This is a genomic window from Streptomyces sp. NBC_01525 (assembly GCF_045040405.1).
In the GTDB taxonomy this organism is placed as follows: Bacteria; Actinomycetota; Actinomycetes; order Streptomycetales; family Streptomycetaceae; genus Streptomyces; species Streptomyces benahoarensis.
Genome location: NZ_CP109397.1, coordinates 887,544 through 913,521, shown reverse-complemented (window position 1 = coordinate 913,521; position 25,978 = coordinate 887,544). Strand labels below are relative to the sequence as shown.

20 protein-coding genes are annotated in these 25,978 nt (G+C 73.7%); 17 read left to right on the top strand and 3 right to left on the bottom strand.

All coding sequences use genetic code 11. The features are described from left to right. The first annotated feature begins 292 nt into the window (after positions 1 to 292). Positions 293 to 1,231 carry a methionyl-tRNA formyltransferase gene (fmt, locus tag OG422_RS04070; protein WP_143942962.1) on the top strand — a complete coding sequence of 313 codons (939 nt, stop codon included), beginning with the start codon at positions 293 to 295 and terminating at the stop codon, positions 1,229 to 1,231. 136 nt (positions 1,232 to 1,367) lie between these two features. Then, on the top strand, positions 1,368 to 2,801 hold the full coding sequence (locus OG422_RS04065) for an RsmB/NOP family class I SAM-dependent RNA methyltransferase (protein ID WP_405739780.1): 1,434 nt from the start codon (positions 1,368 to 1,370) through the stop codon (positions 2,799 to 2,801). A 124-nt stretch (positions 2,802 to 2,925) separates the two neighbouring features. Here OG422_RS04065 and OG422_RS04060 read toward each other — a convergent pair whose 3' ends face one another. Continuing rightward, the gene (locus OG422_RS04060) at positions 2,926 to 4,371 is read right to left on the bottom strand and encodes a glyceraldehyde-3-phosphate dehydrogenase (RefSeq protein WP_143942960.1); all 1,446 of its coding nucleotides are present in this window, start codon (positions 4,369 to 4,371) and stop codon (positions 2,926 to 2,928) included. 196 nt (positions 4,372 to 4,567) lie between these two features. On the opposite strand from OG422_RS04060, the gene rpe reads away from it, so the two are divergent. The 9 genes from rpe to OG422_RS04015 all read left to right on the top strand — a co-directional run bounded on the left by rpe (position 4,568) and on the right by OG422_RS04015 (position 14,391). Continuing rightward, positions 4,568 to 5,248 carry a ribulose-phosphate 3-epimerase gene (gene rpe / locus OG422_RS04055; RefSeq protein WP_405739775.1) on the top strand — a complete coding sequence of 227 codons (681 nt, stop codon included), beginning with the start codon at positions 4,568 to 4,570 and terminating at the stop codon, positions 5,246 to 5,248. A gap of 204 nt (positions 5,249 to 5,452) precedes the next feature. Next, complete coding sequence (locus tag OG422_RS04050) at positions 5,453 to 6,442, top strand: sugar-binding transcriptional regulator (RefSeq protein WP_143942965.1); 990 nt, start codon at positions 5,453 to 5,455, stop codon at positions 6,440 to 6,442. A gap of 231 nt (positions 6,443 to 6,673) precedes the next feature. Further along, positions 6,674 to 7,132 (top strand): ribonuclease domain-containing protein, encoded by a 459-nt coding sequence (locus OG422_RS04045; RefSeq protein WP_143942958.1) that lies wholly within the window; start codon positions 6,674 to 6,676, stop codon positions 7,130 to 7,132. Beyond that, positions 7,129 to 7,575, top strand: a complete 447-nt coding sequence (locus OG422_RS04040) for a barstar family protein (RefSeq protein WP_405739772.1) — start codon at positions 7,129 to 7,131, stop codon at positions 7,573 to 7,575. The genes OG422_RS04045 and OG422_RS04040 overlap by 4 nt, the downstream gene beginning before the upstream one ends. A gap of 91 nt (positions 7,576 to 7,666) precedes the next feature. Continuing rightward, positions 7,667 to 9,130, top strand: coding sequence for a GuaB1 family IMP dehydrogenase-related protein (locus OG422_RS04035; protein WP_405739769.1), 1,464 nt, complete (start codon positions 7,667 to 7,669; stop codon positions 9,128 to 9,130). Positions 9,131 to 9,486: 356 nt separating this feature from the next. Beyond that, entirely contained in the window at positions 9,487 to 10,959 is a 1,473-nt protein-coding gene (locus tag OG422_RS04030) for an amino acid permease (RefSeq protein ID WP_405739766.1), read from the top strand. A gap of 10 nt (positions 10,960 to 10,969) precedes the next feature. Next, the gene (locus OG422_RS04025; protein WP_143944836.1) at positions 10,970 to 11,425 is read left to right on the top strand and encodes an Lrp/AsnC family transcriptional regulator; all 456 of its coding nucleotides are present in this window, start codon (positions 10,970 to 10,972) and stop codon (positions 11,423 to 11,425) included. A 391-nt stretch (positions 11,426 to 11,816) separates the two neighbouring features. Further along, positions 11,817 to 12,620, top strand: coding sequence for a carbon-nitrogen hydrolase family protein (locus OG422_RS04020; protein ID WP_185994212.1), 804 nt, complete (start codon positions 11,817 to 11,819; stop codon positions 12,618 to 12,620). Positions 12,621 to 12,699: 79 nt separating this feature from the next. Continuing rightward, entirely contained in the window at positions 12,700 to 14,391 is a 1,692-nt protein-coding gene (locus tag OG422_RS04015) for a flavin monoamine oxidase family protein (protein WP_405739762.1), read from the top strand. Here the strand turns inward: OG422_RS04015 and OG422_RS04010 are convergent. Then, positions 14,297 to 15,187, bottom strand: coding sequence for a DUF5995 family protein (locus OG422_RS04010; protein WP_405739759.1), 891 nt, complete (start codon positions 15,185 to 15,187; stop codon positions 14,297 to 14,299). The two genes, OG422_RS04015 and OG422_RS04010, sit on opposite strands and share 95 nt — an antisense overlap. Positions 15,188 to 15,382: 195 nt before the next feature. Between OG422_RS04010 and OG422_RS04005 the strand changes: the two genes are divergently transcribed. From OG422_RS04005 to OG422_RS03980, 6 genes are all read left to right on the top strand, one after another. Then, the gene (locus OG422_RS04005) at positions 15,383 to 15,838 is read left to right on the top strand and encodes a phospholipase (RefSeq protein ID WP_405739756.1); all 456 of its coding nucleotides are present in this window, start codon (positions 15,383 to 15,385) and stop codon (positions 15,836 to 15,838) included. 165 nt (positions 15,839 to 16,003) lie between these two features. Further along, positions 16,004 to 17,389 carry a uracil-xanthine permease family protein gene (locus OG422_RS04000; RefSeq protein ID WP_405739753.1) on the top strand — a complete coding sequence of 462 codons (1,386 nt, stop codon included), beginning with the start codon at positions 16,004 to 16,006 and terminating at the stop codon, positions 17,387 to 17,389. A 366-nt stretch (positions 17,390 to 17,755) separates the two neighbouring features. Continuing rightward, positions 17,756 to 21,883: a Pls/PosA family non-ribosomal peptide synthetase gene (locus OG422_RS03995; protein ID WP_405739750.1), complete on the top strand. Its 4,128-nt coding sequence runs from the start codon at positions 17,756 to 17,758 to the stop codon at positions 21,881 to 21,883. Beyond that, entirely contained in the window at positions 21,880 to 23,289 is a 1,410-nt protein-coding gene (locus OG422_RS03990) for an aspartate aminotransferase family protein (protein WP_405739747.1), read from the top strand. The genes OG422_RS03995 and OG422_RS03990 overlap by 4 nt, the downstream gene beginning before the upstream one ends. A gap of 21 nt (positions 23,290 to 23,310) precedes the next feature. Next, a complete protein-coding gene (locus OG422_RS03985) occupies positions 23,311 to 24,234 on the top strand; it encodes an aspartate kinase (protein ID WP_405739744.1) in 924 nt (307 codons plus the stop codon). Then, positions 24,231 to 24,995 carry a 4'-phosphopantetheinyl transferase family protein gene (locus OG422_RS03980; protein ID WP_405739741.1) on the top strand — a complete coding sequence of 255 codons (765 nt, stop codon included), beginning with the start codon at positions 24,231 to 24,233 and terminating at the stop codon, positions 24,993 to 24,995. Before OG422_RS03985 ends, OG422_RS03980 begins: the two co-directional genes overlap by 4 nt. Here OG422_RS03980 and OG422_RS03975 read toward each other — a convergent pair. Beyond that, the gene (locus OG422_RS03975) at positions 24,961 to 25,866 is read right to left on the bottom strand and encodes a serine hydrolase (RefSeq protein ID WP_405739739.1); all 906 of its coding nucleotides are present in this window, start codon (positions 25,864 to 25,866) and stop codon (positions 24,961 to 24,963) included. The two genes, OG422_RS03980 and OG422_RS03975, sit on opposite strands and share 35 nt — an antisense overlap. Positions 25,867 to 25,978 lie beyond the last annotated feature (112 nt).

Genomic DNA, 25,978 nt, shown 5'->3' with positions numbered 1-25,978 from the left:
GGGAAAATGACGACGGTGGGCCGCACCTGCGACCCGGGGGATGGTCAATGCTGTTTGACCAACGCGGCAGCGGCGCCTCTGGTCACGGTGTGGGGGCGTAACGGCTCGTCAGCCCGGCCGGGGGCGTGCCCCGCACGCCCCCGGCCGGACGCGCGCGGCACCGGTTCGCCGCCGGGCGACGCGGGTACGGGGACGCCCGGCGCCGGTCCGGGCCCCGCGCACCCGGCGGACGGGGCGCCCGGCCGTAGACTGGTGCGCCGTTCCGCAGCGTGTGAGAGGTAGTGCGCCACCCATGAGGCTCGTCTTCGCCGGTACCCCCGAGGTCGCCGTACCTGCACTGGATGCCCTGATCGCCTCGGACCAGCATGAGGTGGTGGCCGTGGTGACCCGGCCGGACGCCCCGGCCGGCCGGGGCCGGCGGCTGGTCGCGAGCCCGGTCGCCGAGCGGGCCGAGGAGGCGGGCATCGAGGTGCTCAAGCCCGCGAAGCCCGGCGACGCCGAGTTCCTCGCCCGGCTGCGGGAGATCGCCCCCGACTGCTGCCCGGTCGTCGCCTACGGCGCGCTGCTGCCGCAGTCGGCGCTCGACGTCCCCGCCAAGGGCTGGGTCAACCTCCACTTCTCGCTGCTCCCGGCCTGGCGGGGCGCCGCTCCCGTGCAGCATGCGGTGCTCGCCGGGGACGAGGTCACCGGCGCCTCCACCTTCCAGATCGAGCGAGGTCTGGACTCCGGCCCGGTCTTCGGGGTGCTCACCGAGGAGATCCGCCCCACGGACACCGCCGGTGACCTGCTGACCCGGCTCGCCTTCGCCGGTTCCGGGCTGCTCGCCGCGACGATGGACGGCATCCAGGACGGCACCCTGCACGCGGTCCCGCAGCCCGCCGAGGGCGTCTCGCTCGCCCCGAAGATCGAGGTCGAGGACGCCAGGGTGGACTGGTCGGCGCCCGCGCTGCGGGTGGAGCGGGTGGTGCGCGGCTGTGCGCCGTCCCCCGGCGCCTGGACGCTGTTCCGGGGCGAGCGCCTGAAGCTGATGGCCACCGTGTCCGCCGGCCCGGACGCCGGTCTGCACCTCGCCCCCGGCGAACTCGCCGTCACCAAGAAGGCCGTGTACGTCGGCACCGGCAGCCACGCCGTCGAGCTGCTGTGGGTCCAGCCGCAGGGCAAGAAGCCGATGAAGGGCGCCGACTGGGCGCGCGGCGTCCGCATCGAGGCGGGCGAAGTGATCGGGGAGTAGCACGGCCCAGGGGGCGGCGGCCGGTGGCCCGCCGCCGGCCGCCGGCCGCCGCCGCCCGGGCTCCCCACACCGCGCGTACGCTGGTCACACACCCTTTTCCGCTCGCCTCTTCCTTCCCGTATCCGGAGCACCTTTCGTGAGCCAGCAGCCGCGTCGCCGTCCCAGCAAGCCCTACCGCCGTCCGCAGAAGGACCCGGTCCGGATCCTCGCGTTCGAGGCGCTGCGGGCCGTCGACGAGCGGGACGCCTACGCCAACCTCGTTCTGCCGCCGCTGCTGCGCAAGGCGCGCGAGACGCCGGACTTCGACAGCCGGGACGCGGCGCTCGCCACGGAGCTGGTCTACGGCACGCTGCGCCGCCAGGGCACCTACGACGCGATCGTCGCGCAGTGCGTGGACCGCCCGCTGCGCGAGGTCGACCCGCCGGTCCTTGACGTCCTCACCCTCGGCGCCCACCAGCTGCTCGGCACCCGTATCCCCACGCACGCGGCGGTCAGCGCCAGCGTCGAACTGGCCCGGGTGGTGCTCGGCGACGGCCGCGCGAAGTTCGTCAACGCGGTGCTGCGCAAGGTCGCGGCGCACGACATGGACACCTGGCTGGAGCGGATCGCCCCCGCCTACGACGAGAACGCCGAGGAACACCTCGGTCTGGTCCACGCCCACCCCCGCTGGATCGTCTCCGCCCTGTGGGACGCGCTCGGCGGCGGCCGCGCGGGCATCGAGGACCTGCTGGAGGCCGACAACGAACGGCCCGAGGTGACGCTGGTCGCCCGCCCCGGCCGGTCCACCGCCGAGGAGCTGCTGACCGCCGTGGGCGAGGACCGTGGGCTGCCCGGCCGCTGGTCGCCGTACGCGGTCCGGCTGGCCGAGGGCGGCGAGCCGGGGGCGCTGGACGCGGTGCGCGAGGGCCGCGCCGGGGTGCAGGACGAGGGCAGTCAGTTGGTCGCGCTGGCCCTGGCCAACGCGCCCGTCGAGGGCGATGACCGGCGCTGGCTGGACGGCTGCGCGGGCCCCGGCGGCAAGGCCGCGCTGCTGGCGGCGCTGGCGGCGGAGCGCGGGGCGGCGTTGCTCGCCTCCGAGAAGCAGCCGCACCGCGCCGGTCTGGTGGCCCGCGCCCTGGACGGCAACCCGGGCCCGTACGCGGTGATCGCCGCCGACGGCACCCGCCCCGCGTGGCGGCCCGGCTCCTTCGACCGGGTGCTGGTCGACGTGCCGTGCACCGGTCTGGGTGCGCTGCGCCGCCGCCCCGAGGCCCGCTGGCGCCGCCGCCCGGAGGACCTGGACGGCTTCGCGCCGCTCCAGCGGGAACTGCTCCGTCAGGCGCTGGCCGCCGTCCGGATCGGCGGCGTCGTCGGCTACGCGACCTGCTCCCCGCACCTCGCCGAGACCCGCGCCGTCGTCGACGACGTCCTCAAGGGCCGCGGCGGCGTCCCCGCCGACGCCGAGTGGATCGACGCCCGCCCGCTGATGTCCGGGGTCCCGGCGCTGGGCGAGGGCCCCGACGTCCAGCTGTGGCCGCATCTGCACGGCACGGACGCGATGTACCTGGCGCTGCTGCGGCGTACCGCCTGAGCGGGGCGCCGCCCGGAAAACGCCCGCGGCCGGCGGCTGCCGTGGGCGGTACCCGGACCCCTACGGGTTCGGGTACCGCCCACGGCAGCCGCCGGCCGCTTCGCCGTTCGCGGGTGCCGCGTGCTCAGACCGCCGGGGCCGGGTACGTCGGGTACTCCACGCCGGAGACGTACTGCACGACGCGGATGACCTGGCAGGAGTAGCCGAACTCGTTGTCGTACCAGAGGTAGAGGATCGCGTTGTCACCCTCGACCTTGGTGGCACCGGCGTCGACGATCGAGGCGTGGCGCGAGCCGATGAAGTCGTTGGAGACGGCGTCGGGGGCGCTGGTGAAGTCGATCTGACGCTTCAGCGGGGAGGTCAGCGACACCTCGCGGAGGTGGTCGAGGACCTCCTCGCGGGTGGTCTCGCGGGCCAACTGGAGGTTGAGGATCGCGATGGAGACGTCCGGCACGGGCACCCGGATCGAGCTGCCGGTGATCTTCGCCTTCAGGTCGGGCAGCGCCTTGGCGACGGCGGAGGCGGCGCCCGTCTCCGTGATCACCATGTTGAGCGGCGCCGAACGGCCGCGCCGCTCCGACTTGTGGTAGTTGTCCAGCAGGTTCTGGTCGTTGGTGAACGAGTGGACGGTCTCGACGTGGCCGCGCACGACGCCGTACTCGTCCTCCATCGCCTTCAGCGGCGGGACGATCGCGTTGGTGGTGCAGGAGGCGCAGGACAGGATCTGCTCGTCCGGCTTGATCATGTCGTGGTTGACGCCGTGGACGATGTTCGGGACGTCGCCCTTGCCCGGGGCGGTCAGGACGACCTTGTCGACACCGGGGCGCAGGTGGTTCGACAGCCCCTCGCGGTCGCGCCACTTGCCGGTGTTGTCGATGAGGATGGCGTCCTTGATGCCGTACGCGGTGTAGTCGATCTCGGACGGGTCGTTCGCGTAGATCACCTTGATCTCGTTGCCGTTGGCGACGATGGTGCTGTTCGCCTCGTCAACGGTGATCGTGCCCTGGAACTGACCGTGGATGGAGTCGCGCCGCAGCAGCGAGGCGCGCTTGACCAGGTCGTCGGCGCCGCCGCCGCGCACGACGATGGCGCGCAGCCGCAGACCGTTGCCGGAACCGGCCTTCTCGATGAGCAGCCGGGCGACGAGGCGGCCGATGCGGCCGAAGCCGTACAGGACGACGTCCCGGCCCTGGCGGCACTCGATCTTGTTGGCGCCGGTGGCGCCGGCGACGGCCTCGGCGGTGAACTCCTCGACGCTCAGGCCGCGTTCGTCGGCCTTGTACGTCGCGGCGAGCATGCCGAGGTCGATCTGCGAGGGGCCGAGGTCGAGCGTGGTGAGCGCCTGGAGGAACGGCAGGGTGTCGGTGACCGACAGCTCCTCACCGGCGATCTGCCGGGCGAAGCGGTGGGTCTTGAGGATGCTGACCACCGACTTGTTCACCAAGGAGCGGCTGTGCAGCAGGACGGTCACGTCCCGCTCACGGTGCAGCTTCCCGATGATCGGGATCATCGACTCCGCGATCTCCTCGCGGTTCTTCCAGTTGGTGAACGAGTCGTCGTTGACAGTCACAGGCTTATCTCTCGATCGAGCTAGGCGGTGCTCATATGCTAACCCGACGCAATGTCGATACTCCGGCCGGTGTCCGCGGGGGAGAGCGGGAAGCGGGCTCGGCTTCCGGGGGCGCGCCCCACGCCCGCGGCCCTTCCCGGGCGGCCCCCGGGGCCACCCCGCGAACGCCCCGGGACGGGCACGCCATACTGGTCACATGGCCTTGATCAACCCCAGCATCCTGTCCGCGGACTTCTCCCGGCTCGCCGAGGAGGCGCGTGCCGTCGAGGGCGCCGACTGGCTCCATGTCGACGTGATGGACAACCACTTCGTGCCCAATCTCACGCTCGGAGTGCCGGTCGTCGAGTCGCTGAGCAAGGCGACGGACACCCCGCTCGACCTCCATCTGATGATCGAGGACCCGGACCGGTGGGCACCGCAGTACGTCGAGGCGGGCGCGGGCTCGGTGACGTTCCACGCGGAGGCGGCGGCGGCCCCTGTACGGCTGGCGCGGGAGATCCGGGCGCAGGGCGCGCGGGCGTCCATGGCCCTCAAGCCGGCCACGCCGATCGAGCCGTACGAGGACCTGCTGCCCGAGCTGGACATGGTGCTGATCATGACCGTGGAGCCCGGCTTCGGCGGGCAGGCGTTCCTCGACATCATGCTGCCGAAGATCCGCCGCACCCGTGAGCTGATCTCCCGGCACGGGCTCCAGATGTGGCTCCAGGTGGACGGCGGGGTGTCGGCGTCCACCATCGAACGGTGCGCCGAGGCCGGCGCCGACGTCTTCGTCGCCGGATCGGCCGTCTACGGTGCCGACGACCCTGCCAAGGCCGTCCGTGAGCTGCGGGAGCAGGCCGCGGCCGCGACCCCGGCGGGCTGGGGCTGCGCCCACTGATCCCGGGCGGCGGGGCGAACTCCGGCCTGCCGCCGCTCCTTTCACCCTCGCCCCGCCCCCGGTTGTCCGCGCCGCCATCGGCCGTTCACGGCCCCGGGGTGGTGGCGGTCCCCGTCCGCCCCGGGTTTCTGCAAGGATGAGCAGAGACTCGATCAGATGCGCACAGGGGAGATTTTCGTGGTAGCCAGCCGCCCGCAGTCCGGTATGGGCCCCGCCGAGCTGGTGCAGGCCGCGGCCATGGCCCGCCGTTTCTATCTGGAGAGCAAGTCCAAAATCCAGATCGCCGAGGAGTTCGGCGTCAGCCGCTTCAAGGTCGCCCGGGTGCTGGAGACGGCGCTGGAACGTGATCTCGTACGGATCGAGATCCGGGTGCCGTCCGAGCTGGACGCCGAACGCTCCGACGCGCTGCGCGCCCGCTACGGCCTGCGGCACGCCGTCGTCGTCGAGTCCCCGGCCGACGCCTCCGAGGAGGCCGCCGACCCGGAGAACCTCGGCGAGGTCGCCGCCGACCTCCTCGGCGAGCTGGTCACCGAGGGCGATGTACTCGGCCTCGCCTGGGGCCGCTCCACCATCCACATGGCGGCGGCGCTGCACCGCCTCCCGCCGTGCACCGTCGTCCAGCTCACCGGGGTCTACGACGCGGGGACCGCCGACCGCGGCTCCGTCGAGGCCGTCCGCCGGGCCGCCGACGTCTCCGGCGGCGAGGCGCACCCGATCTACGCGCCGATGCTGCTGCCGGACCCGGCGACCGCCGCCGCGCTGCGCGGCCAGACCGGCATCGCCCGCGCCTTCGACTACTTCGACAAGGTCACCGTCGCCTGCGTCTCCATCGGCTCCTGGGAGCCCGGCGTCTCCACCGTCTACGACATGCTGAGCGACGACGAGCGCGCGCACTACGCCTCGCTGGGCGCCGCCGCCGAGATGTCCGCGCACCTCTTCGACGCCGAGGGCCGCCGCATCGGCCGGGATCTGGGCGAGCGGTGCATCACCGTCGAGGCGGACCGGCTGCGCCGCATCCCCGAGGTCGTCGCCATCGCGGGCGGCCGCCGCAAGGCCGCCGCGATCGGCGCGGTCCTCCGCTCCGGCCTGGTCACCAGTCTGGTCACGGACACCGCCGCCGCCGACCACCTGCTGCTGGAGACGGGCCCGGGCCCGCGCCCGGCGCTGGAGCGCACGGATCCGGACGGGGCCTGAGGGCCGCGCGGGGCCGCGGTAGCGGGCCCCGCACCGTGCCGGGGGCCGGGCCCGGTCGGGTCCCGCGCACCGGGCCGTAGCCGCGCGGCCCGGCGGCCTTGCGCACCGGGCCGGGCCTGGACCGGCGCGCACCGGCGCGCACTCGCCCGGACCACCCGTCCCGCCGCACCCCGCACCGCAGCGGCGGAACCGGCACGGCGGCCCGGCGCCCGCTGTGACAGCATCGGCGCCATGAAGATCCGCTTCTCTCTCCGCCCGGCCGCCACCGCCCTCGCGGCGCTGCTCTCCGGGCTGCTGCTGGTCCTCACCGGATGCGGTCCGGGCCACGGCTCCGCCGCCTCCCCGGGCCCGTCCGCCACCCGCACCGCCGCCTCCGCCTCCCGTCCGGCCGGTGCGCCCGGCTGGGCGCACGGGATGGCGACGGTTTCGGAGCGGGAGCTGCCGCGGGAGGCGCGCGAGACGCTGCGGCTGATCGATGCCGGAGGCCCGTACCCGTACCGCAAGGACGGGACCGTCTTCGGCAACTACGAGAAGCGGCTGCCGGGGCAGGCCCGCGGCTACTACCACGAGTTCACCGTCCCCACCCCGGGTGTCCGGGACCGCGGTGCCCGCCGTCTGATCCACGGTGACCACCACGAGACCTACTACACCGCCGACCACTACCGGACCTTCCGGGCGGTGCTGCGATGACCACCCCCGTGCCCCGGCCGCTGGCGGCGGTCCTCGGCGGGAGCACACCGCCCGGCGTGCTGTCCTGGCCCGCCGGGCGCCCGGCGGCCGATGCGCTCGCCGCGGCCACCGCCGCCGGTTGGCAGGGCGCCGACCTCGATCTTTCCGCCGTCCGGGACAAGGCGGCCTTCCTCGACCGCTGCGCCCGTGCGCTGAGCTTTCCCGACTGGTTCGGGCACAACTGGGACGCGCTCGCCGACTGCCTGACCGATCTGTCGTGGTGCCCGGCCGCCCGCGGACGGCTGCTGGTGATCACCGGCTGGCAGCAGTTCGCCGCGGCCGCGCCCGAGGACTGGCATGTCGTCGAGAACGTCATCGCCGACGCGGTGGCCTACTGGCGCGACACCGACACCGGCCTCGCCGTGATCCTCGCGCGGGGCCCGGCCCGGCCCGCCGCCGACTGACCCGGGCCGCCGTTCGTCGCTTCGCACAGCCCGGCCCGGCGACTCGTCGGATGATCGCATCACCGCAGGTGGCGGCCCGTATCCTGGCGGTATGCGATTCCTGAACCCGAAGAACGGCGCCCTCGAAGAGTGTTCTTCGGTGCCGTACGACCTGACGTACGACGATGTGTTCATGGTGCCCGGCCGGTCGGCCGTCGGCTCCCGGCAGGGCGTGGACCTCGCCTCGCCGGACGGCAGCGGCACCACGATCCCGCTGGTGGTCGCCAACATGACCGCCATCGCCGGCCGCCGGATGGCCGAGACCGTGGCCCGCCGCGGCGGCCTCGTCGTCATCCCGCAGGACATCCCGATCGAGGTCGTCACCGACGTCGTCACCTGGATAAAGCGCCGCCACCTCGTCCTGGACACCCCGATCGTGCTGTCGCCCGTCGCGACCGTCGCCGACGCGCTGGCGCTGCTGCCCAAGCGGGCACACGGCGCGGGCATCGTCGTCGAGGGCGGCCGCCCGCTCGGCGTGGTGACCGAGCACGACCTCGCCGGGGTCGACCGCTTCACGCAGGTCGCCGAGGTCATGTCGAGGGATCTGCTGGTCCTGGACGCCGACATCGACCCGCGCGAGGCGTTCAACCGCCTGGACGCCGCCAACCGCAAGCTGGCGCCCGCGGTCGACGAGGACGGCATGGTGGTCGGCATCCTCACCCGCAAGGGCGCGCTCCGCGCCACCCTCTACACCCCCGCCACCGACGACGAGGGGCGGCTGCGGATCGCCGCCGCCGTCGGCATCAACGGCGATGTGGCCGGTAAGGCGAAGGCGCTGCTCGACGCCGGGGTGGACACCCTCGTCGTGGACACCGCGCACGGCCACCAGGAGTCCATGATCAGCGCGGTCAAGGCGGTCCGGGCGCTGGACCCCCAGGTCCCGATCGTGGCGGGGAACATCGTCGCCGCCGCGGGCGTCCGCGATCTGGTCGAGGCCGGGGCGGACATCATCAAGGTCGGCGTCGGACCGGGCGCGATGTGCACCACCCGGATGATGACCGGCGTGGGCCGCCCGCAGTTCTCCGCGGTGCTGGAGTGCGCCGCCGAGGCGAAGAAGTACGGCAAGCACGTCTGGGCCGACGGCGGTGTGCGCCACCCGCGCGATGTGGCGATGGCGCTGGCCGCCGGTGCCTCCAACGTCATGGTCGGCTCGTGGTTCGCCGGGACCCTGGAGTCGCCCGGCGACCTCCAGCACACCGCCGACGGCCGTCCGTACAAGGAGAGCTTCGGCATGGCCTCGGCCCGCGCGGTGCGCAACCGCACCAGCGAGGAGTCGGCGTACGACCGGGCCCGTAAGGCGCTCTTCGAGGAGGGCATCTCCACCTCGCGGATGTTCGTCGACCCGGCGCGCCCCGGCGTCGAGGACCTCATCGACTCGATCATCGCGGGCGTCCGTAGTTCCTGCACCTACGCGGGCGCCGCCTCGCTCGCCGAGTTCGCCGAGAAGGCCGTGGTCGGTGTGCAGAGCGCCGCCGGTTACGCCGAGGGCAAGCCGCTCCACGACAGCTGGAGCTGATCCCGTACGACCCGCAGGGGCCGCCCGCCGAAACGCTTCGGTGCGCGGCCCCTGCGGCGTTCCCGCAGCTCCCGCCGGAGCGCGGGGCGGTGTGGGGCACCCGTACGATCGGGTGGTGGGCGCGCAACGAACCACCGGGGCCCGCCACGGCGCGCAACGTTCCGCCGTGGTTGCGCAAGGAACCTGCATTACGGCAGGTCAGGGCCGGGCCGTAAGGTCAAGCGCTGTACGTGGAGTGGCGGGGACCGCCTGCTCGGCGGTCTCCTGCTGCGGGTGCGTTCCGCCTGCCCGCACACCGACCGCCGCCGGTCACCGTCCCCCGTTCCCCGACCGGCAGCGATGAAGGAGCCACCCCAGTGTTGGAGCACGGCGCAGCCCCGCCCCCCGGGGGCAGCGGCCCCCGGCCCCCGTTCGCGGGGGGCCTCGGCACCCGGTTGATGCGGCGCAAGCCCGTCGAACGGCTCATCGCCGAGGGCGGCCGGGGCGAGGGCGGCTCCCTGCGCCGCTCGATGGGCATGTGGCAGCTGACGATGATCAGCATCGGTGCCACCCTCGGCACCGGCATCTTCGTCGTCCTCGGCGAGGCGGTGCCCGACGCCGGACCGGCCGTGATCCTCTCCTTCGTCATCGCGGGCATCACCGCTCTCTTCTCGGCGCTCTCCTACGCGGAGCTGGCCGGGACCATCCCGGTCTCCGGCTCGTCCTACTCGTACGCCTACGCCACCCTCGGCGAGCTGGTCGCCTGGGTCTGCGGCTGGTGTCTGATCCTGGAGTACGGCGTCTCCGTCGCGGCGGTCGCGGTGGGCTGGGGGCAGTACCTCAACGAGCTGCTGTCCGGGACGATCGGCGTCACCATCCCCGCCGCGCTCTCCCAGCCGCCCGGCAGCGGCGGCATCTTCAACCTCCCGGCGCTGCTCGTCGTGATGCTCGCCATGGTCTTCCTGCTGGGCGGCGCCAAGGAGAGCGCCCGCGCCAACACGATCATGGTCTCCGTCAAGATCGTCGCGCTGCTGCTCTTCTGCGGGGTCGCGCTCCAGGGCGTGAAGTCCGGCAACTACCAGAACTTCATGCCGATGGGCATGGCGGGAGTCAGCGCCGCCGGAGCCACCCTCTTCTTCTCCTACATCGGCTTCGATGCCGCCTCCACCGCAGGTGAGGAGGCCCGCAACCCGCAGCGCGACCTGCCGCGCGCGATCATGCTGTCGCTGCTCATCGTCACCACGCTGTACTGCCTGGTCGCCGCCGTCGCGGTGGGCGCACTGCCCTGGCAGCGGTTCAAGGGGTCGGAGGCGGCGCTCGCCGGGATCCTCAAGGAGGTCACCGGCCAGGACATCTGGGCCGTGCTGCTGGCCGCTGGCGCCGTCGTCGCCATCGCCAGCGTCGTGCTGACCGTGCTCTACGGCCAGACCCGCATCCTCTTCGCGATGTCCCGCGACGGGCTGATGCCCCGGGTGTTCTCCAAGGTGCACCCGAAGTCCGGCGCGCCGCGCGCCAACACCGTCATCGTCGCGCTGTTCTGCGGGGTGCTCGCCGCCGCCGTGCCGCTCGGCCAGCTCGCGGACGCCACCAGCATCGGTACGCTCTTCGCCTTCGCCCTCGTCAACATCGCGGTGATCGTGCTGCGCCGGACCCGCCCCGATATGCACCGCTCGTTCCGCACCCCCCTCTCGCCGCTCTTCCCGGCGATCGGCTTCGTCCTGTGCGTCTACATGATGGGCAGCCTGTCCCCGGTGACCTGGGCGGTTTTCGGAATCTGGATGGCCGTCGGCCTTGTGGTCTACTTCGGGTACGGCATGCGCCGCTCCCGGCTGGCCCCGTCAGAGAAGTGATCCACCCGCAGTGCGACTGAACGACCTCGACGAACGCATCGTCCACGCCCTCGCCGAGGACGCCCGGCGCAGCTACGCCGACATCGGCCAGCAGGTCGGGCTCTCCGCCCCGGCCGTCAAACGCCGGGTGGACCGGCTGCGCGCCGAGGGGGCCATCACCGGCTTCACGGTGCGCGTCGACCCGGCGGCGCTGGGCTGGGAGACCGAGGGCTACATCGAGCTGTACTGCAGCCGCAACACCTCGCCCGAGGCGATCCACCGCGGCCTGTCGCGCTACCCGGAAGTGGCGTCCGCCTCCACCGTCACCGGTGAGGCGGACGCCCTCGTCCAGGTCTTCGCCGCCGATATGCGCCACTTCGAACGGGTTCTGGAACGCATCGCGGGCGAACCGTTCGTGGAACGCACCAAGTCCGTCCTCGTCCTCTCGCCGCTGCTGCGACGCTTCAGTTCGGGGTCACCGGGCTGAGCAGGCGGCCCGGCGCGCACCGGCCTGGGGGTGCCGCCCGGCGCGCCGCGCGGATCCGGGGTACGCCGCCCGGGGAGCGCCACTTCGGCCCGGCCGCCGGGCCCGGCACGTGACGTCCTTCCGCGTGGCCCGGCGCCCCTCAAGCGGCCCGGGTCCCCGGCGGCGCCCGTCGCGGAAGGCCCGGCGCCCGCCATCCCTCCGCGCGCCCCTCCCCGCAGTCCCCGCCGGGCCCCGCGAACCCCCTGAAACCGTCCCCGCAACGAATCGCCGCCACGCCCCCGATACGCGCAACAAATCGCTCGCCGGGACGCAACGGAGGCGCCTTGTCGCAGGTCAGCGCGGGCCCGTACGGTCATTGCGTCCCACCACGAACCGTCCGCCGAGGGGTCCCATGTCGTCGCTGCGCACCGCCCTGTTCCAGAGTTCGGGCAGGCCCGGCGACCCGGCGCACAACCTGGCGCTCCTCGATGCGGCCGCCCGTGACGCGGCCGCCTCCGGCGCCGGACTGCTGGTCACCTCCGAGCTGTTCCTCACCGGCTACGCCATCGGCGACGACGTCCGCCGCCTCGCCGAGACCGCCGACGGGCCCGCCGCCCGCCGGGTCTGCGAGATCGCCGCGGAACACCGCATCGCCCTCGCGCACGGCTACCCGGAGCGCGCCCCCGAGGGCCCCGAGGTCTACAACTCCGTGCAGCTCACCGGCCCCGACGGCACCCGGCTCGCCACCTACCGCAAGACCCACCTCTTCGGCGACTTCGAGCGTGCGCACTTCACGCCGGGCACCGAACCGGTCGTCCAGGCGGAGCTGGACGGCCTCCGGATCGGCCTGCTGATCTGCTACGACGTGGAGTTCCCGGAAAACGTCCGGGGACACGCGCTGGCCGGTACCGATCTGCTGCTGGTGCCCACCGCCCAGATGCACCCCTTCCAGTTCGTCGCCGAATCCGTCATCCCGGTGCGCGCCTTCGAGAGCCAGCTGTATGTCGCGTACGTCAACCGCACCGGCCCCGAGGGCGCGTTCGAGTTCGTCGGTCTGAGCGCTCTGGCCGGGCCCGACGGCATCGTCCGTGCCCGCGCCGGACGCGGTGAACAGCTGGTCACCGCCGAGGTGGACCCCGCCTTCCTGCGGGCGTCCCGGGACGGCAACCCCTACCTCGCCGACCGGCGCCCCGGGCTCTACGGCGCCCTCGGCTGACGCCGCCCCACCCTCACCGGGCGCCCGCGCCCGTCCCTCCGCACCCCGTTCCGCCCCGCCCTGCAAGGAGCCGTACCCGATGACGTCCACGGTGCCCACCGCCGCCCACCACGCGGACGCCCAGCCGCCGATCACCATGTTCGGCCCGGACTTCCCGTACGCGTACGACGACTTCCTCGCGCACCCGGCGGGCCTCGGCCAGGTCCCGGCGACCGAGCACGGCAAGGAGGTCGCCGTCATCGGCGGCGGTCTCTCCGGCATCGTCACCGCCTACGAGCTGATGAAGATGGGCCTCAAGCCCGTCGTCTACGAGGCGGACGAGATCGGCGGACGGCTGCGGACCGTCGGCTTCGAGGGCTGCGACTCCTCGCTGACCGCCGAGATGGGCGCGATGCGCTTCCCGCCGTCGTCCACCGCGCTCCAGCACTACATCGACCTGGCGGGCCTGACGACCACGCCGTTCCCCAACCCGCTGGCGCCGGACACCCCCTCCACCGTCGTCGACCTCAAGGGCGAGTCGCACTACGCCCGTACCGTCGAGGACCTGCCCGAGGTCTACCACCGGGTCATGGATGCCTGGAACGCCTGCCTGGAGGAGGGCGCCGACTTCTCCGGCATGAACCGCGCCCTCCGCGAGCGGGACGTGCCGCGGATCCGGGAGATCTGGTCCCGCCTCGTCGAGAAGCTCGACAACCAGACGTTCTACGGCTTCCTCTGCGACTCCGAGGCGTTCCGGTCCTTCCGCCACCGGGAGATCTTCGGCCAGGTCGGCTTCGGCACCGGCGGCTGGGACACCGACTTTCCCAACTCCATCCTGGAGATCCTGCGGGTCGTCTACACCGAGGCCGACGACCACCACCGCGGCATCGTCGGCGGCAGCCAGCAGCTCCCGCTGCGCCTGTGGGAGCGCGAGCCGGGCAAGATCCTCCACTGGGCGCCGGGCACCTCCCTCGCCTCGCTGCACGGCGGCGCGCCCCGCCCGGCCGTGACCCGGCTGCACCGCACCGCCGGGAACCGCATCACCGTCACCGACGCCACCGGCGACATCCGCACGTACGAGGCGGCGGTCTTCACCGCGCAGTCCTGGATGCTGCTGTCGAAGATCGACTGCGACGACGCGCTGCTGCCCATAGACCACTGGACGGCGGTGGAGCGCACCCACTACATGGAGTCGTCCAAGCTGTTCGTCCCCGTGGACCGGCCGTTCTGGCGGGACAAGGACGAGGAGACGGGCCGGGACGTCATGTCGATGACGCTCACCGACCGGATGACCCGCGGCACCTACCTCCTCGACAACGGCCCGGACGAGCCCGCCGTCATCTGCCTCTCGTACACCTGGTGCGACGACAGCCTGAAGTGGCTGCCGCTGGACGCCCACGAGCGGATGGAGGTCATGCTGAAGTCGCTGGCCGAGATCTATCCGAAGGTCGACATCCGCAAGCACATCATCGGCAACCCGGTCACCGTCTCCTGGGAGAACGAGCCCTACTTCATGGGCGCGTTCAAGGCCAACCTGCCCGGCCACTACCGCTACCAGCGGCGCCTGTTCACCCACTTCATGCAGGACCGCCTGCCCGAGGACAAGCGGGGACTCTTCCTCGCGGGCGACGACATCTCCTGGACGGCGGGCTGGGCCGAGGGCGCCGTGCAGACCGCGCTGAACGCGGTGTGGGGCGTCATGCACCACTTCGGCGGTGCCACCGACGCCACCAACCCCGGCCCCGGCGACGTCTACGACGCCATCGCGCCGGTGGAACTCCCGGAGGACTGACGACCTCGCCCGCGAGTGTCAGCGGCGTCGTCACACTCTCAGGAACCCACCCTGATCCGCCCCGCCCGGACCGTCTGCCCAGCGGTCCCGGCGGTGGCGTCAGCAGACAGCGGCCCACCAGACCGGTGCCCGCGTCCAGCCGCTCGGCGCATTCCCGCGCGAACTCCGGCGCCCGCCGCGCGCCCCACAGCATCCGCGCCGCGGCCCACGCCCCCTCCCGTGCCCGCTCCAGACTCCACACCCCGGCCAGATGCGCCAGCGGATCGGTGACGTCCAGCGTCTCGGGACCGGGCGCGAGATGCTCGCGGATGTGCTCCTCCAGACCGGTCAGTGCCGCGCCCAGCCGGTCGAAGTCGCTCTCCAGCCGGGCCGGTTCGCACCCCAGCGCCTGGCAGGCGTCGACCACCGCGAGCACCAGATCGTGCCCGACCTGCGCATTGAGCCCGGCCAGCGCGAACTGCAGCGGCCGCACGCCCGGATGGTGCCGTAGCTGGAACAGCGGCCGCCAGCAGGCCGGTACCGGCAGCCCGACGGCCGCCGCGTCCACCGCCGCCGCGTACCGCCGCGCCAGCCGCAGCTCCAACTCGCCCGCGCCCGCCACCCCCGGGAACAGCCCCGCGTGGCCCGCCGCGTCCGTCTGTCGCGTCGCCGCAAGGCAGGCGCGGGTGAAGACGGCCACGCCGTCACCGTCCGGCAGTGCGCCCGCCGCGGCCCGCAGCCGGGACCGGACGGCCGCCGGACCGCGGGTCCCGCGCGCGGACGGGACGGCCGTGGCGCGTTGCTGAGTGGTCGTCATCGGCTCAGCGTGGCACCGTCCGGGGGAACTATGTGCAATCCTGTGTGGCTTTGACCGGAACGGGGTAATTACCGGCGCGCCCTCTTGTGACCGCAGCCGCTGCGGCGGGGAGGGTAACGGCCCTTGAGAACCGCATACTTCCGGCGCGCGTGGCTGCATCCCGCGCCAACGCGGCGCCGGACACCGGAGGTTGGCATGTTCCGACGGCGCACCGCCGCCCTGACCGCCCCGCTTCTGGCCCTGTCCGCGACGCTCGTCGCGGCGGCCCCCGCACAGGCCGTACCGGCCGACAAACCGCAGGTACTGACGCGCTGGACGCAGACCGGACCGACGAGCTACACACAGTGGGCGACCGCCCGCGTGCACCGGGCGAAGTGGTCCGCGTACGGCTTCGACTGGTCCACCGACTACTGCTCCTCCTCGCCCGACAACCCGTTCGGCTTCCCGTTCCGGATGTCCTGCGCCCACCACGACTTCGGCTACCGCAACCACAAGGCGGCCGGAACCTTCGCCGCGAACAAGCCCCGGCTCGACACCATGCTCCACGCGGACCTCCGCCGGGTGTGCACGCGCTACACCGGTGCCAAGAAGAAGTCCTGCTCCGCGCTGGCGTGGACGTACTACGAGGCCGTGAAGCGGTTCGGTCACTGATCCGCCACGAGCGGTCCGGGAGCGTTCCGGGCCGTCCGCGGCGCGCCGTACCGGCCGGGGGACACCCGGGCTCTTCCTGCGGTCAGTTTGTCCAGAAGCGATCGTTCGACTATGAATCACCTCGGCTCTGTGACGTGCAGGGCGGCGCAGATGTGGAGAGTGATCATGGCTGGTTTCGGGTGGAAGCTGCACGGAGACGGGCGTCACCTGGAGCCGGGGGAGGTGGTCAAACCCGGGGAGCGCCTCACCTGGGGGCGGACGATCGGGCTCGGCGCGCAGCACGTCGTGTCGATGATCGGGGCGTGCTTCGTCGCGCCGGTGCTCATGGGGCTGGACCCGGGTCTCGCCCTCATGGCGTCCGGCGTGGCCACCATGCTCTTCATGCTCATGACGCGCGGCCGGATCCCCAGCTACCTCGGCTCCTCCCTCTCCTTCGTCGGCGTCTCCGCGGTCATCGCGGGCCAGGGCGGTGACGCGGGCACCCTCACCGGCGCGATGCTGGTGGTCGGCGCGTGCCTGGCCGGGTGCGGTATCGCCATCCACATCCTGGGCGCCCGCGTCATCCACGCGGTGCTGCCGCCGCCGGTGACCGGCGCGGTCGTCATGCTCATCGGCTTCAACCTCGCGCCCGTCACCGCCTCGACGTACTGGCCGCAGGACCAGTGGACGGCGCTAGCGACGATGCTCTTCACCGGTCTCGCGCTGGTCGTGCTCCGCGGGTTCTGGTCGCGGATCGCGATCTTCCTCGGGCTGCTCTTCGGCTATGCGCTGTCCTGGGTCCTGGACCGCACCGCCGGGCAGATTCACTCCGCCGGCGGCTCCGGCAAGATCACCGACCACTGGCGCATCGACTTCTCCGGCGTCGCCAAGGCCGACTGGATCGGCCTGCCGACCTTCCACGCCCCGAACTTCTCCGCGTCCGCGATCCTCGTCGCGCTGCCCGTCCTGGTGGCGCTGGTCGCCGAGAATGCCGGGCACGTCAAGGCGGTCGGGGAGATGACCGGCGATTCGCTGGACGACAAGATGGGCATGGCGATCGTCGCCGACGGCACGGCCACCGTCCTCTCCACGGCGGTCGGCGGCCCGGCCACCACCACCTACGCGGAGAACATCGGCGTGATGGCCGCGACCCGCGTCTACTCGACCGCCGCGTACACGGCGGCGGCGGTGTTCGCCCTGCTCTTCGGCCTGTGCCCGAAGTTCGGCGCCGTGGTCGCGGCGATCCCCGGCGGCGTCCTCGGCGGTATCACCGTCATCCTCTACGGCATGATCGGCCTGCTCGGCGCGCAGATCTGGATCCGTAACAAGGTCGACTTCACGGTGCCGCTGAACCTCATCCCGGCGGCGGCGGGCATCGTCATCGCCATCGGCGGCGTCTCCCTGAAGATCAGCGACAACTTCGAGCTGGGCGGCATCGCCCTGGGCACGCTCATCGTCCTCACCGGCTACCACAGTCTGCGCTGGCTCTCCCGCACGGCGGGCCGGCGCGGCGCGCCGCTCCTCGACGCGGGGACCACGGAGTACGACGGGTCGACGGGGAAGGACGACTGAGGCGGCGGCGCCACCCGACGGGCGGGGCGGGCACGGGCGGGAGCCCGGTGTCCGCCCCGCCCGCATGTGCGTCCGGGCCCGCGGCTTTCCCGTCCGGGCCCGCGTCCCGCCTCGCCCGGTCCCGTCCCGGCCTGCGTCCCGCCCCGCGCGAGCCCGCCCGCGCCGTACAGCCGGAGCCCCACATCCAGAACCGTTCAGATGTTTACGCCGCCCTAACCCGCACCGCACCGGGCCCTGGCCCGCCGCTCCGTAGCATCGGCAGCGTCAAGGGATTCCGGACCGGGTCCGGGGCCCCGGGCCCGGTGGGCGGGTCCGCGGGCGGGGCCCGGTGTGCCCGGAAGTCGTCTCCGAGGAAAAGGGAACCTCATGTCGGTGTCCACCGCGCACGGCGCCTCTTCCGCGACGGGCACACCGCACCGCATCCCGGCACGGACCGGGGGAACCGCACCACCGGACGCCGGCGGCCCGGCACCGCCCGACGCCGGCGGACCGGCCGACTTCTTCGCCCTCTCCTGCGACCGCGACCCCTCGCACCTCGCCGTCGAATGCGGCGCCGACAGCCTGACCTACCGCGAACTCGACCGGCGCGCCAACCGCCTCGCCCACCTGCTGCGCGACCGCGGCGCCGGACCCGGCCGCCGCGTCGGCATCCTGCTGGAACGCTCCCCGGCCACCTACGTCACGCTGCTCGCCGTCCTCAAGAGCGGCGCCTCCTACGTCCCGCTCGATGTGTCGTTCCCCGCCGACCGCCTGGCCTTCATCGCCACCGACTGCGGACTGCACGACCTGGTCACCACCGCGTCGCTGGACGACCGCACCCGGGAGCTGCCCTGCCCCGTGCTGGCACTGGACCGCGCCGCCGACACCCTCGCCCGCGCCCCGGACACCCGGCCCGAGACCCCCGAGGACCCGTCCGACGAGTGCTACGTCATCTACACCTCCGGCACCACCGGCCGCCCCAAGGGCGTCGCCGTCTCCCGGGCGAACATCGTCGCCTTCCTGCGCGCCGCCGCCCCGCTCTACGGCGTCACCGACCACGACCGCGTCCACCAGGGCCTCTCCCTCGCCTTCGACTTCGCGCTGGAGGAGATCTGGCCCGCCTGGATGGCCGGGGCCACCCTCGTCGCCGGACCGGAGGAGGCCCGCCGCGCCGGACCGGAACTCACTGCCTTCCTCACCGAGCGCGCGATCACCGTGCTCTGCTGCGTCCCCACGCTGCTCACCACCCTCGACCCGCAGCTCCCGGCGCTGCGCACCCTCCTCGTCAGCGGGGAAGCCTGCCCGCCCGGACTCGTCCGCAGCTGGTCGCGGCCCGGCCGCCGCATCCTCAACGCGTACGGCCCCACGGAGACGACGGTGACGGCCACCTGCGCCGAACTCACCCCGGACCGGCCGGTCACCATCGGCACCCCGTTGCCCGGCTACCGCGTCTACCTCCTCGACGAGGCGCTGCGGCCCGTCGCGCGCGGCGAGAGCGGTGAGATCTGCATCGGCGGGCCGGGCGTCGCCCTCGGCTACGTCCGCCGCGCCGACCTCACCGCGGACCGCTTCCGGACCAACCCGGTGACCCGCGACCGCGCCGAGGCACCGCGCATCTACCGCACCGGCGACCGCGGCCGCGTCACCCCGTCCGGGGAGATCGCGTACCTGGGCCGGATCGACAACCAGGTCAAGATCCGCGGCTACCGCGTCGAACTGGGCGAGATCGAGGAGGTGCTGCGGGAGGACGCCGCCGTCGAGAACGCCGTGGTCGTCCCGCGCGCCCGCGACGGCACCGCCCAGGACCTGACGGGTTATGTCACCCGGAGGCCCCCGGCGGGCACCGAGGACGACGACGCGCTGCGCGAGCGGCTGCACGGGGCGCTCCGCCGCAAGCTGCCCGCGTACATGATCCCCACCTTCGTCGAGGTGCTGTCCGCGTTCCCGCTGCTCACCGCCGACAAGGTCGACCGCGCCGCCCTCCCGCCGCCCGTCTCCCCGCCGCTGGGCCGCCGCGCCCGGCCGCCCACCGCGCCCCGCACACCCCTGGAACGCCGGATGGCCGCGCTCTGGCAGGACGCCCTGGGCGGCGGCGCGATCTCCACCGACGACGACTTCTTCGGCGATCTGGGCGGCCACTCCATGACCGCCGCCCGACTGATCTCCCGGATGCGGCAGGACCCGGACCTGCGCGGCCTCGCCATGGGCGACCTCTACGCCCACCCCACCGTGCGCGACCTCGCGGCGTACGCCACCGCGACGGCCACCGCACCCGAGGAACCCCAGGCACCGGGCGCCCCGCCGCCCCCCGCCCCGCTGCGCCACTCCACCCTCCGGGTGCTGGCCTGCGGCCTCGCGCAGGCGGCCGGGCTCTACGTCTGGCTGCTGCTGCCCGCGCTCGCCGCGCTCGTCGCGCTGTACCGGCTCTGCGACATCTGGGACCTGCCGGTCCGCGCGCCCCTGGCGGGCAGCGCCCTGGACACCGTCGCGGGGCTGCCGCTGGACACCCTGATCGCCATGGAAGCCGGGTGGCTGGTGCTGAGCCTGCTGGTGGTGCCGATGGCCCTCAGTCGTCTGCTGATGGCGGGCGTCCGGCCGGGCCGGTATCCGCTGTGGGGCGTGGTCTATCTACGGTTCTGGCTGGCCCACAAGCTGCTCGTCCTCTCGCCGCTGATCCTGCTGACCGGGTCGCCGCTGCTGCCGCCGATGCTGCGGCTGCTCGGCGCCCGCATCGGCCGCCACTGCCATCTGGGGACCGTCATCGCGCCGCCGTCGCTGGTGACGATCGGCGCGGGCACCACCCTCGGCTACGGCGCCCGTGTCGAGGTGCACACCGTCGAGGGCGGGTGGCTGCGGCTCGCCCCCGTCCGGATCGGCGCCGGATGCGGCATCGGCACCAACAGCGTGGTGCTGCCCGGCGCGGTCCTCGGCGACGGCGCCACGGTGGGGGAGCAGTCCCTCGTGCCCGAGGACACCGAGATCCCGGCCGGGGAACACCGGTCGGGTTCCCCGGCCACCCGCCAGGCCGCCCCGCCGCCCCTGCTGGCGGACCTCGGCGCCCGCCCGGACGACCGCCGCTGGCCCCTCCCGGTGGTGGCCGGGTTCGCGCTCGGCGCGGTGTTCCTGCTGTTCCTGCCGCTGCTGATCATCGAGTGCGGCGGCTGGTTCGTCATCGCCACGGCCCATGGCGACGGCGTCGGTTGGGGCTGCCTCGCCGCCGCGGGGGCCGCGCCGCTGATGGTCCTCACCAGCTGCGCCGCCGTCCTCGCCGTCAAGCGGGCCGTCATGCCCGTCGCCCGCCCCGGCGTCCACCCCGAGCGCAGCGGCTTCGGGCTCCGTAAGTGGCTGGGCGACGGCATGATGATGATGAGCCTGACCTTCACCCAGGCGCTGTACTCCACCCTCTACGTCATCCCGTTCCTGCGCGGTCTCGGGGCCCGCACCGGGCACCGGGCGGAGGTCGCCACGGTCACCTTCGTCGACCCCGACATGCTCCGGGTCGGTCCGGAGAGCTTCGTCGCCGACGTCAGCGTGGTGGGCCCGGCCGTCTTCCACCGCGGGCACCTCGCGCTGGCCCCCGCGCGGGTGGGCCGCCGCAGTTTCGTCGGCAACGGCGCCCTGCTGCCCGGCTCGGGCCGGATGGGCGACAACAGCCTCCTCGGCGTCCACTCCGTGGCCCCCGCCGAACCGATCGCCCCCGAGACGACCTGGCTGGGCTCGCCCGCGATCTTCCTGCCGCGCCGCGAGGCCAGCCCCGGCTTCCCCGAGCGGCTGACCTACGCCCCGACCCGCGGCCGGGTGCTCGCCCGCCTCGCCGTCGAGTACTTCCGGGTGACGCTGCCGCCGGCCCTCGGCCTCCTCTCCGTCCTCGGCGGGTACTACGTCTCCCTCGCCCTCGCCGCGGCCCTCCCGCCGGTGGTGCTCTTCCTCGTCATGCCCGTGGTGCTGATGGCCACCTCGCTGTCCGGCGTCCTCGCCGCGGTGGCCGTCAAATGGCTGGTCGTCGGCGGGTACCGGCCTCGCGTCGAGCCGCTGTGGAGCATGTGGGTACGCCGCACCGAACTGGTCACCGGCCTCTACGAGAACCTGGTCGTGCCGACCGCGGTGAACTTCCTGCTCGGCACGCCCTGGGCGCCGCTGCTGCTGCGCCTCTTCGGCGCCCGGATGGGCCGCCGGGTGTGGCTGTCCACCACCTTCCTCACCGAATTCGACCTGGTGAATGTGGCGGACGACGCGTCCGTCGGCCAGTTCACCTCCCTGCAGACCCACCTCTTCGAGGACCGGGTGATGAAGATGTCCCGGGTCACCGTCGACCGCGGCGCGTCCGTGGGCATCCGCTCCGTCGTCCTCTACGACGCCTGCGTCGCCCGGGGCGCGTCCCTGGACGCCCTGTCGCTGGTGATGAAGGGCGAGGCGCTGCCCGAGGAGACCCGGTGGCGGGGCATCCCGGCCACCCTCCGCCCCGGCGTCCGGCCCGCCGATCCGCCCCGCACTCCCCGTGGAGCACGTCCATGAGCACCCTCGCCACGCCCCCCTTGATCACGTTCTCGCCGTCCGGCGCGGTGACCGGCCCGCACGTCGCCGGTGACCTCCCCGGCCCGCGCTCCGCCGAACTCCTCGCCCGCCAGGAGCGCTGGGAGTCCGCGGCCCGCGTCTACCCGCGCCATCTGCCGATCGCGCTCGCCGACGGCGACGGCCCCTACGTACGGGACGTCGACGGCAACGTCTTCATCGACTTCCTCGACGGCGCCGGGGTGCTCCCGCTCGGCCACAACCACCCCGAACTCCTGCGCGCCGCCGCCCGGCAACTCGGCGTCCTCACCCACGGCCTGGACTTCCCCACGCCCGTCAAGGACGCCTTCACCCAGGCCCAGCTGTCCATGCTGGCGCCCGGGCTGCGCCACCGTACGAAGCTGCACTTCTGCGGTCCGACCGGCGCCAACGCCGTCGAGGCGGCCGTCAAACTCTGCCAGATCGCCACCGGCCGGTCCGACGTCGTCGCCTTCCAGGGCGCCTTCCACGGCACCACCTACGCCACGACGGCACTCAGCGGCCCGGTGGCCCGGAAGGACGCCGTGCGCGGGGGCATGTCCGGCGTCCACTTCTTCCCGTACTGCGGCCCCGGCCGCTGCCCGGAGGGCCCGGGCCCCGACGGCTGCTCCCGGCGCTGCGCCGACCAGCTGGAGCGCGCCCTGACCGACAGCACCAGCGGCGTTCCGCTGCCCGCGGCTGTCCTGATCGAACTGGTCCAGGGCGAGGGCGGCAGCGTCCCGGCCCGCACCGCGTTCGTCCGCCGGGTACGGGAGCTGACCCGCGCCCTGGGGATCCCGCTGATCGCCGACGAGGTGCAGACCGGCTGCGGCCGTACCGGCACCTGGTTCGCGTTCGAGCAGTACGGCATCGAACCCGACGTCATCGTGGCGTCGAAGGCCCTCAGCGGCGTCGGCCTGCCGGTCGCCCTGATCCTCTATGACGCCGCGCTCGACGTCTGGGAGCCGGGCGCGCACATCGGCACCTTCCGCGGCGACCAGCCGGCGTTCGCCGCGGGCGTGGAGACGGTCCGGATCATGCGGCGCGACGACGTGCTCGGCAACGTCCGGGCGCGGGGCCGTCAGTGCGCGGACCGGCTGGCGCCGCTCGCCGACCACCCCTGGGTCCGCGACGTCCGCGGCCGCGGCCTGATCCGCGGCATCGAACTGGCCGACCCGGCCGACGGACGGCCCGCGACCGAGGCCGCGGCCGCCGTCCAGGCCCTCGCGCTGCGGCACGGCCTGATCGTCGAACTCGGCGGCCGCGACGACGCCGTCGTCCGTCTGCTGCCACCGCTCAACGTCACCGCCGAGGTCGTGGACACCGCGTGCGCGATCGTCCGCGACGCCGTCACCGTCGCCTGCCGCCCCCGCGCGGGCGCGGCATTCTGAACCGCCCTGGAAGGAGCCACCATGGCGCTCATCGTCCAGAAGTACGGCGGGACCTCGGTGGGGAGCCCGGAGCGGATCCGCCACGTCGCCGCCCGCGTCGTCGCGGCGCACGACGCGGGCCACGACGTCGTCGTGGTGGTCTCCGCCATGGGCGCCACCACCGAGGAACTGCTCCACCTGGCGGGCGAGGTGAGCCCCGACCCCGTCCCCCGCGAACTCGACATGGTGTTGACGGCGGGCGAGCAGATCGCGAACGCGCTGACCGCGATGGCCACCGCCGCGCTCGGCATCCCGGCCCGCTCGTTCACCGGCCCGCAGGCCGGTGTCCTGACGACCACCATCCACGGTGACGCCCGCATCGTCGCGGTCGAACCGCGCCGGGTGCGGCTGGCGCTCGACCGCGGGGAGATCCCGTTCGTCGCCGGATTCCAGGGGCGCTGCCGCGAGACCGGCGAGGTCACCACGCTGGGCCGCGGCGGCTCCGACACCACGGCCATCGCCCTCGCCGCGGCCCTCAAGGCCGACGTCTGCGAGATCTGCACCGACGTCGACGGCGTCTACACCGCCGACCCGCGCACCGACCCGTCGGCCCGGCTGCTGCGCCATGTCACGTACGCGGCGATGCGGCGGCTGGCCGCCGACGGCGCCGAGGTGCTGGCGCTGCGCAGCGTGGAGTACGCGGCCCGGTACGGGGTGACCGTGCACGTCAGGTCGTCCTTCCACGACCGGCCCGGCACGGTGATGTCCGCGTTGCCGGTCCCCGTGGCGGCGGGCGCGTCCGGCCGGATCGGCCGGCGGACCGTGGTGGGCCGGGCGCCCGCCCGGGCCCATGGCGGCGCGGAGCCGCTGCCGGGTGTCCCGGCAGCCAGCGGAGGCCGACGGTCCCCGGCCACCCGGCCCCTGGCACCCGCGCACCCCAGCGGCGGCCGGGAGGCGGCCGGATGAACCGGACCCCGGCGGTCCGCGTCGTCGGCCGCGACCCGCTTCCCGGTACCGCGCCGCGCCCGGGCACCCCGGAGGTGTGGCTGCTGCCGGACGCCGCCGGATATCTCCGCGCCCGCGGCCCGGACACGGCCCACGCGGTCCTCGCCGCCGACGAACGCCGCCGCGCCGCCGCGCTCCGTCCGGCCCGGGCCCGGACCCGCTACACCGCCGCCCACCTGCTGCTCCACGAGCTGCTCGGCGCGTACCTGGGGCGCGACCCCGCCTCGATGACCTTCGTACGGGAGCGGTGTCCGCACTGCGGCGCCCCGCACGGCAGGCCCCTGGTGGCGGACGCGCCGCTGCACTTCTCGCTCTCCCGGGGCGGCGGGCCCGTCCTCCTCGCCTTCGGGGACGTGCCGGTGGGAGTCGATGCGGAGGCGGTGCCGTCCGCGTCCGGCGCCGAGGAGGTCGCCCGGCTGCTGCACCCCGGCGAGCGTGCCGAGCTGGCGGCCCTGCCCGCGGCGGACCGTCCCGCTGCGTGCGCCCGCTGCTGGACCCGTAAGGAGGCGTACCTCAAGGGCGTCGGCGTCGGTTTCGCCTCCGGGCCCGCCGAGGTGCGCATCGGCGCGGGCCCGTGGCCGGTACGGAACGGCCCGTGGTGGGTGGTGGACCTGCCGCTCGCGGTGTGGGTCGACGGACCGGCGGCCGTCGCGGCCTGCGCGTACCGGGAGCGGGCGGCCGGGGTGGTCAGGTGGTGGCGGCGCCGAGGTCGCGGTGGATGACGCGGGACGCCGCCTCGATGGTGGCGATGCCGTAGTCCATGGTGGGGTTCCCACGGGAGAGGACGGCCAGACCGTAGTCGTGGCCGCCGCCCGTGAAGGCGGCGACGCTGTGCACCCGCCAGCCGTCGGTGGTACGCGGCAGCCAGCCGTTCTTGACCTGCGCGGTGGCGTCGGCCGGGTGTCCGGCGGGGGCGCCCCACCGCTGGTCGGGGGCGACGTGCCCCATCAGCCTGAGGGCGTAGGAACGGGCGCCGGGCCCGAGGACCTCGTTGTCGTGGGTCAGCAGGCGCATCAGGGTGAGCTGGTCGTCGGCGGTGATCTGGGTCAGGCCCCAGGACGGTCCGTCGCCCGGCACGGTGTGTGTCATCCCGGCCAGGGTGAGGAAGTGCCGGATGCCGTCGGGTCCGACCTGCCGCCACAGCTTGCTGGTGGCGGCGTTGTCCGACCGGGTGATCATCGCGGTGGCCAGCTGCCCCTCCCGGTCCGTGAGCGGCCGGTGCGCCTCCTGGGCCTGCCGCAGCAGTGCGCCGAGCACGGTCACCTTCACCACGCTCGCCGAGTCGTAGGCGGCATCGGCCCGGAACCGGCAGCTGGTCTGCGTGGACGCGTCGTAGAGGGCCAGTGCCGGGGTGTCCTTGCGCCCCTGGAACGCATCGGCGATGTCCCGGGACAGCGTGGGCGCGAGGCCCGGCGTACCGGAGGTGCACACGACCCGCTCGCCGCCCACGGCGGCGGAACCGTGCCGCCCGCCGCCGGACGGGTAGGTCCCGGTGACGGCGAGGGCCGGGGCGGCGGCGCCGAGCGCGGTGAGCAGTACGCCGACGGCCACGGCGGCGGCCCGGGCGCGACGGGTGGGACGGGAGCGGGGCATGGATGAGTCCTGTTCGCTGAGAAGCCGGGCGCCACCGCGATCCGTGCGGGAGCCAGGAACCGGCGGCCGCACCGGCCGGACCGGCCCTGCGGACGGGGTTGCCCGGGGAAGA

Excerpts from the sequence above, each read along its gene's own strand:
- OG422_RS03975 (WP_405739739.1), bottom strand. The coding sequence starts at position 25,866 with ATGCCCCGCTCCCGTCCCACCCGTCGCGCCCGGGCCGCCGCCGTGGCC.
- OG422_RS04040 (WP_405739772.1), top strand. The coding sequence starts at position 7,129 with ATGACCACCCCCGTGCCCCGGCCGCTGGCGGCGGTCCTCGGCGGGAGC.
- OG422_RS04005 (WP_405739756.1), top strand. The coding sequence starts at position 15,383 with ATGTTCCGACGGCGCACCGCCGCCCTGACCGCCCCGCTTCTGGCCCTG.
- OG422_RS03980 (WP_405739741.1), top strand. The coding sequence starts at position 24,231 with ATGAACCGGACCCCGGCGGTCCGCGTCGTCGGCCGCGACCCGCTTCCC.
- OG422_RS04050 (WP_143942965.1), top strand. The coding sequence starts at position 5,453 with ATGGGCCCCGCCGAGCTGGTGCAGGCCGCGGCCATGGCCCGCCGTTTC.
- OG422_RS04020 (WP_185994212.1), top strand. The coding sequence starts at position 11,817 with ATGTCGTCGCTGCGCACCGCCCTGTTCCAGAGTTCGGGCAGGCCCGGC.
- OG422_RS04045 (WP_143942958.1), top strand. The coding sequence starts at position 6,674 with ATGAAGATCCGCTTCTCTCTCCGCCCGGCCGCCACCGCCCTCGCGGCG.
- OG422_RS04015 (WP_405739762.1), top strand. The coding sequence starts at position 12,700 with ATGACGTCCACGGTGCCCACCGCCGCCCACCACGCGGACGCCCAGCCG.
- rpe (WP_405739775.1), top strand. The coding sequence starts at position 4,568 with ATGGCCTTGATCAACCCCAGCATCCTGTCCGCGGACTTCTCCCGGCTC.
- fmt (WP_143942962.1), top strand. The coding sequence starts at position 293 with ATGAGGCTCGTCTTCGCCGGTACCCCCGAGGTCGCCGTACCTGCACTG.
- OG422_RS03990 (WP_405739747.1), top strand. The coding sequence starts at position 21,880 with ATGAGCACCCTCGCCACGCCCCCCTTGATCACGTTCTCGCCGTCCGGC.
- OG422_RS04010 (WP_405739759.1), bottom strand. The coding sequence starts at position 15,187 with ATGACGACCACTCAGCAACGCGCCACGGCCGTCCCGTCCGCGCGCGGG.
- OG422_RS04035 (WP_405739769.1), top strand. The coding sequence starts at position 7,667 with ATGCGATTCCTGAACCCGAAGAACGGCGCCCTCGAAGAGTGTTCTTCG.
- OG422_RS04000 (WP_405739753.1), top strand. The coding sequence starts at position 16,004 with ATGGCTGGTTTCGGGTGGAAGCTGCACGGAGACGGGCGTCACCTGGAG.
- OG422_RS03985 (WP_405739744.1), top strand. The coding sequence starts at position 23,311 with ATGGCGCTCATCGTCCAGAAGTACGGCGGGACCTCGGTGGGGAGCCCG.
- OG422_RS03995 (WP_405739750.1), top strand. The coding sequence starts at position 17,756 with ATGTCGGTGTCCACCGCGCACGGCGCCTCTTCCGCGACGGGCACACCG.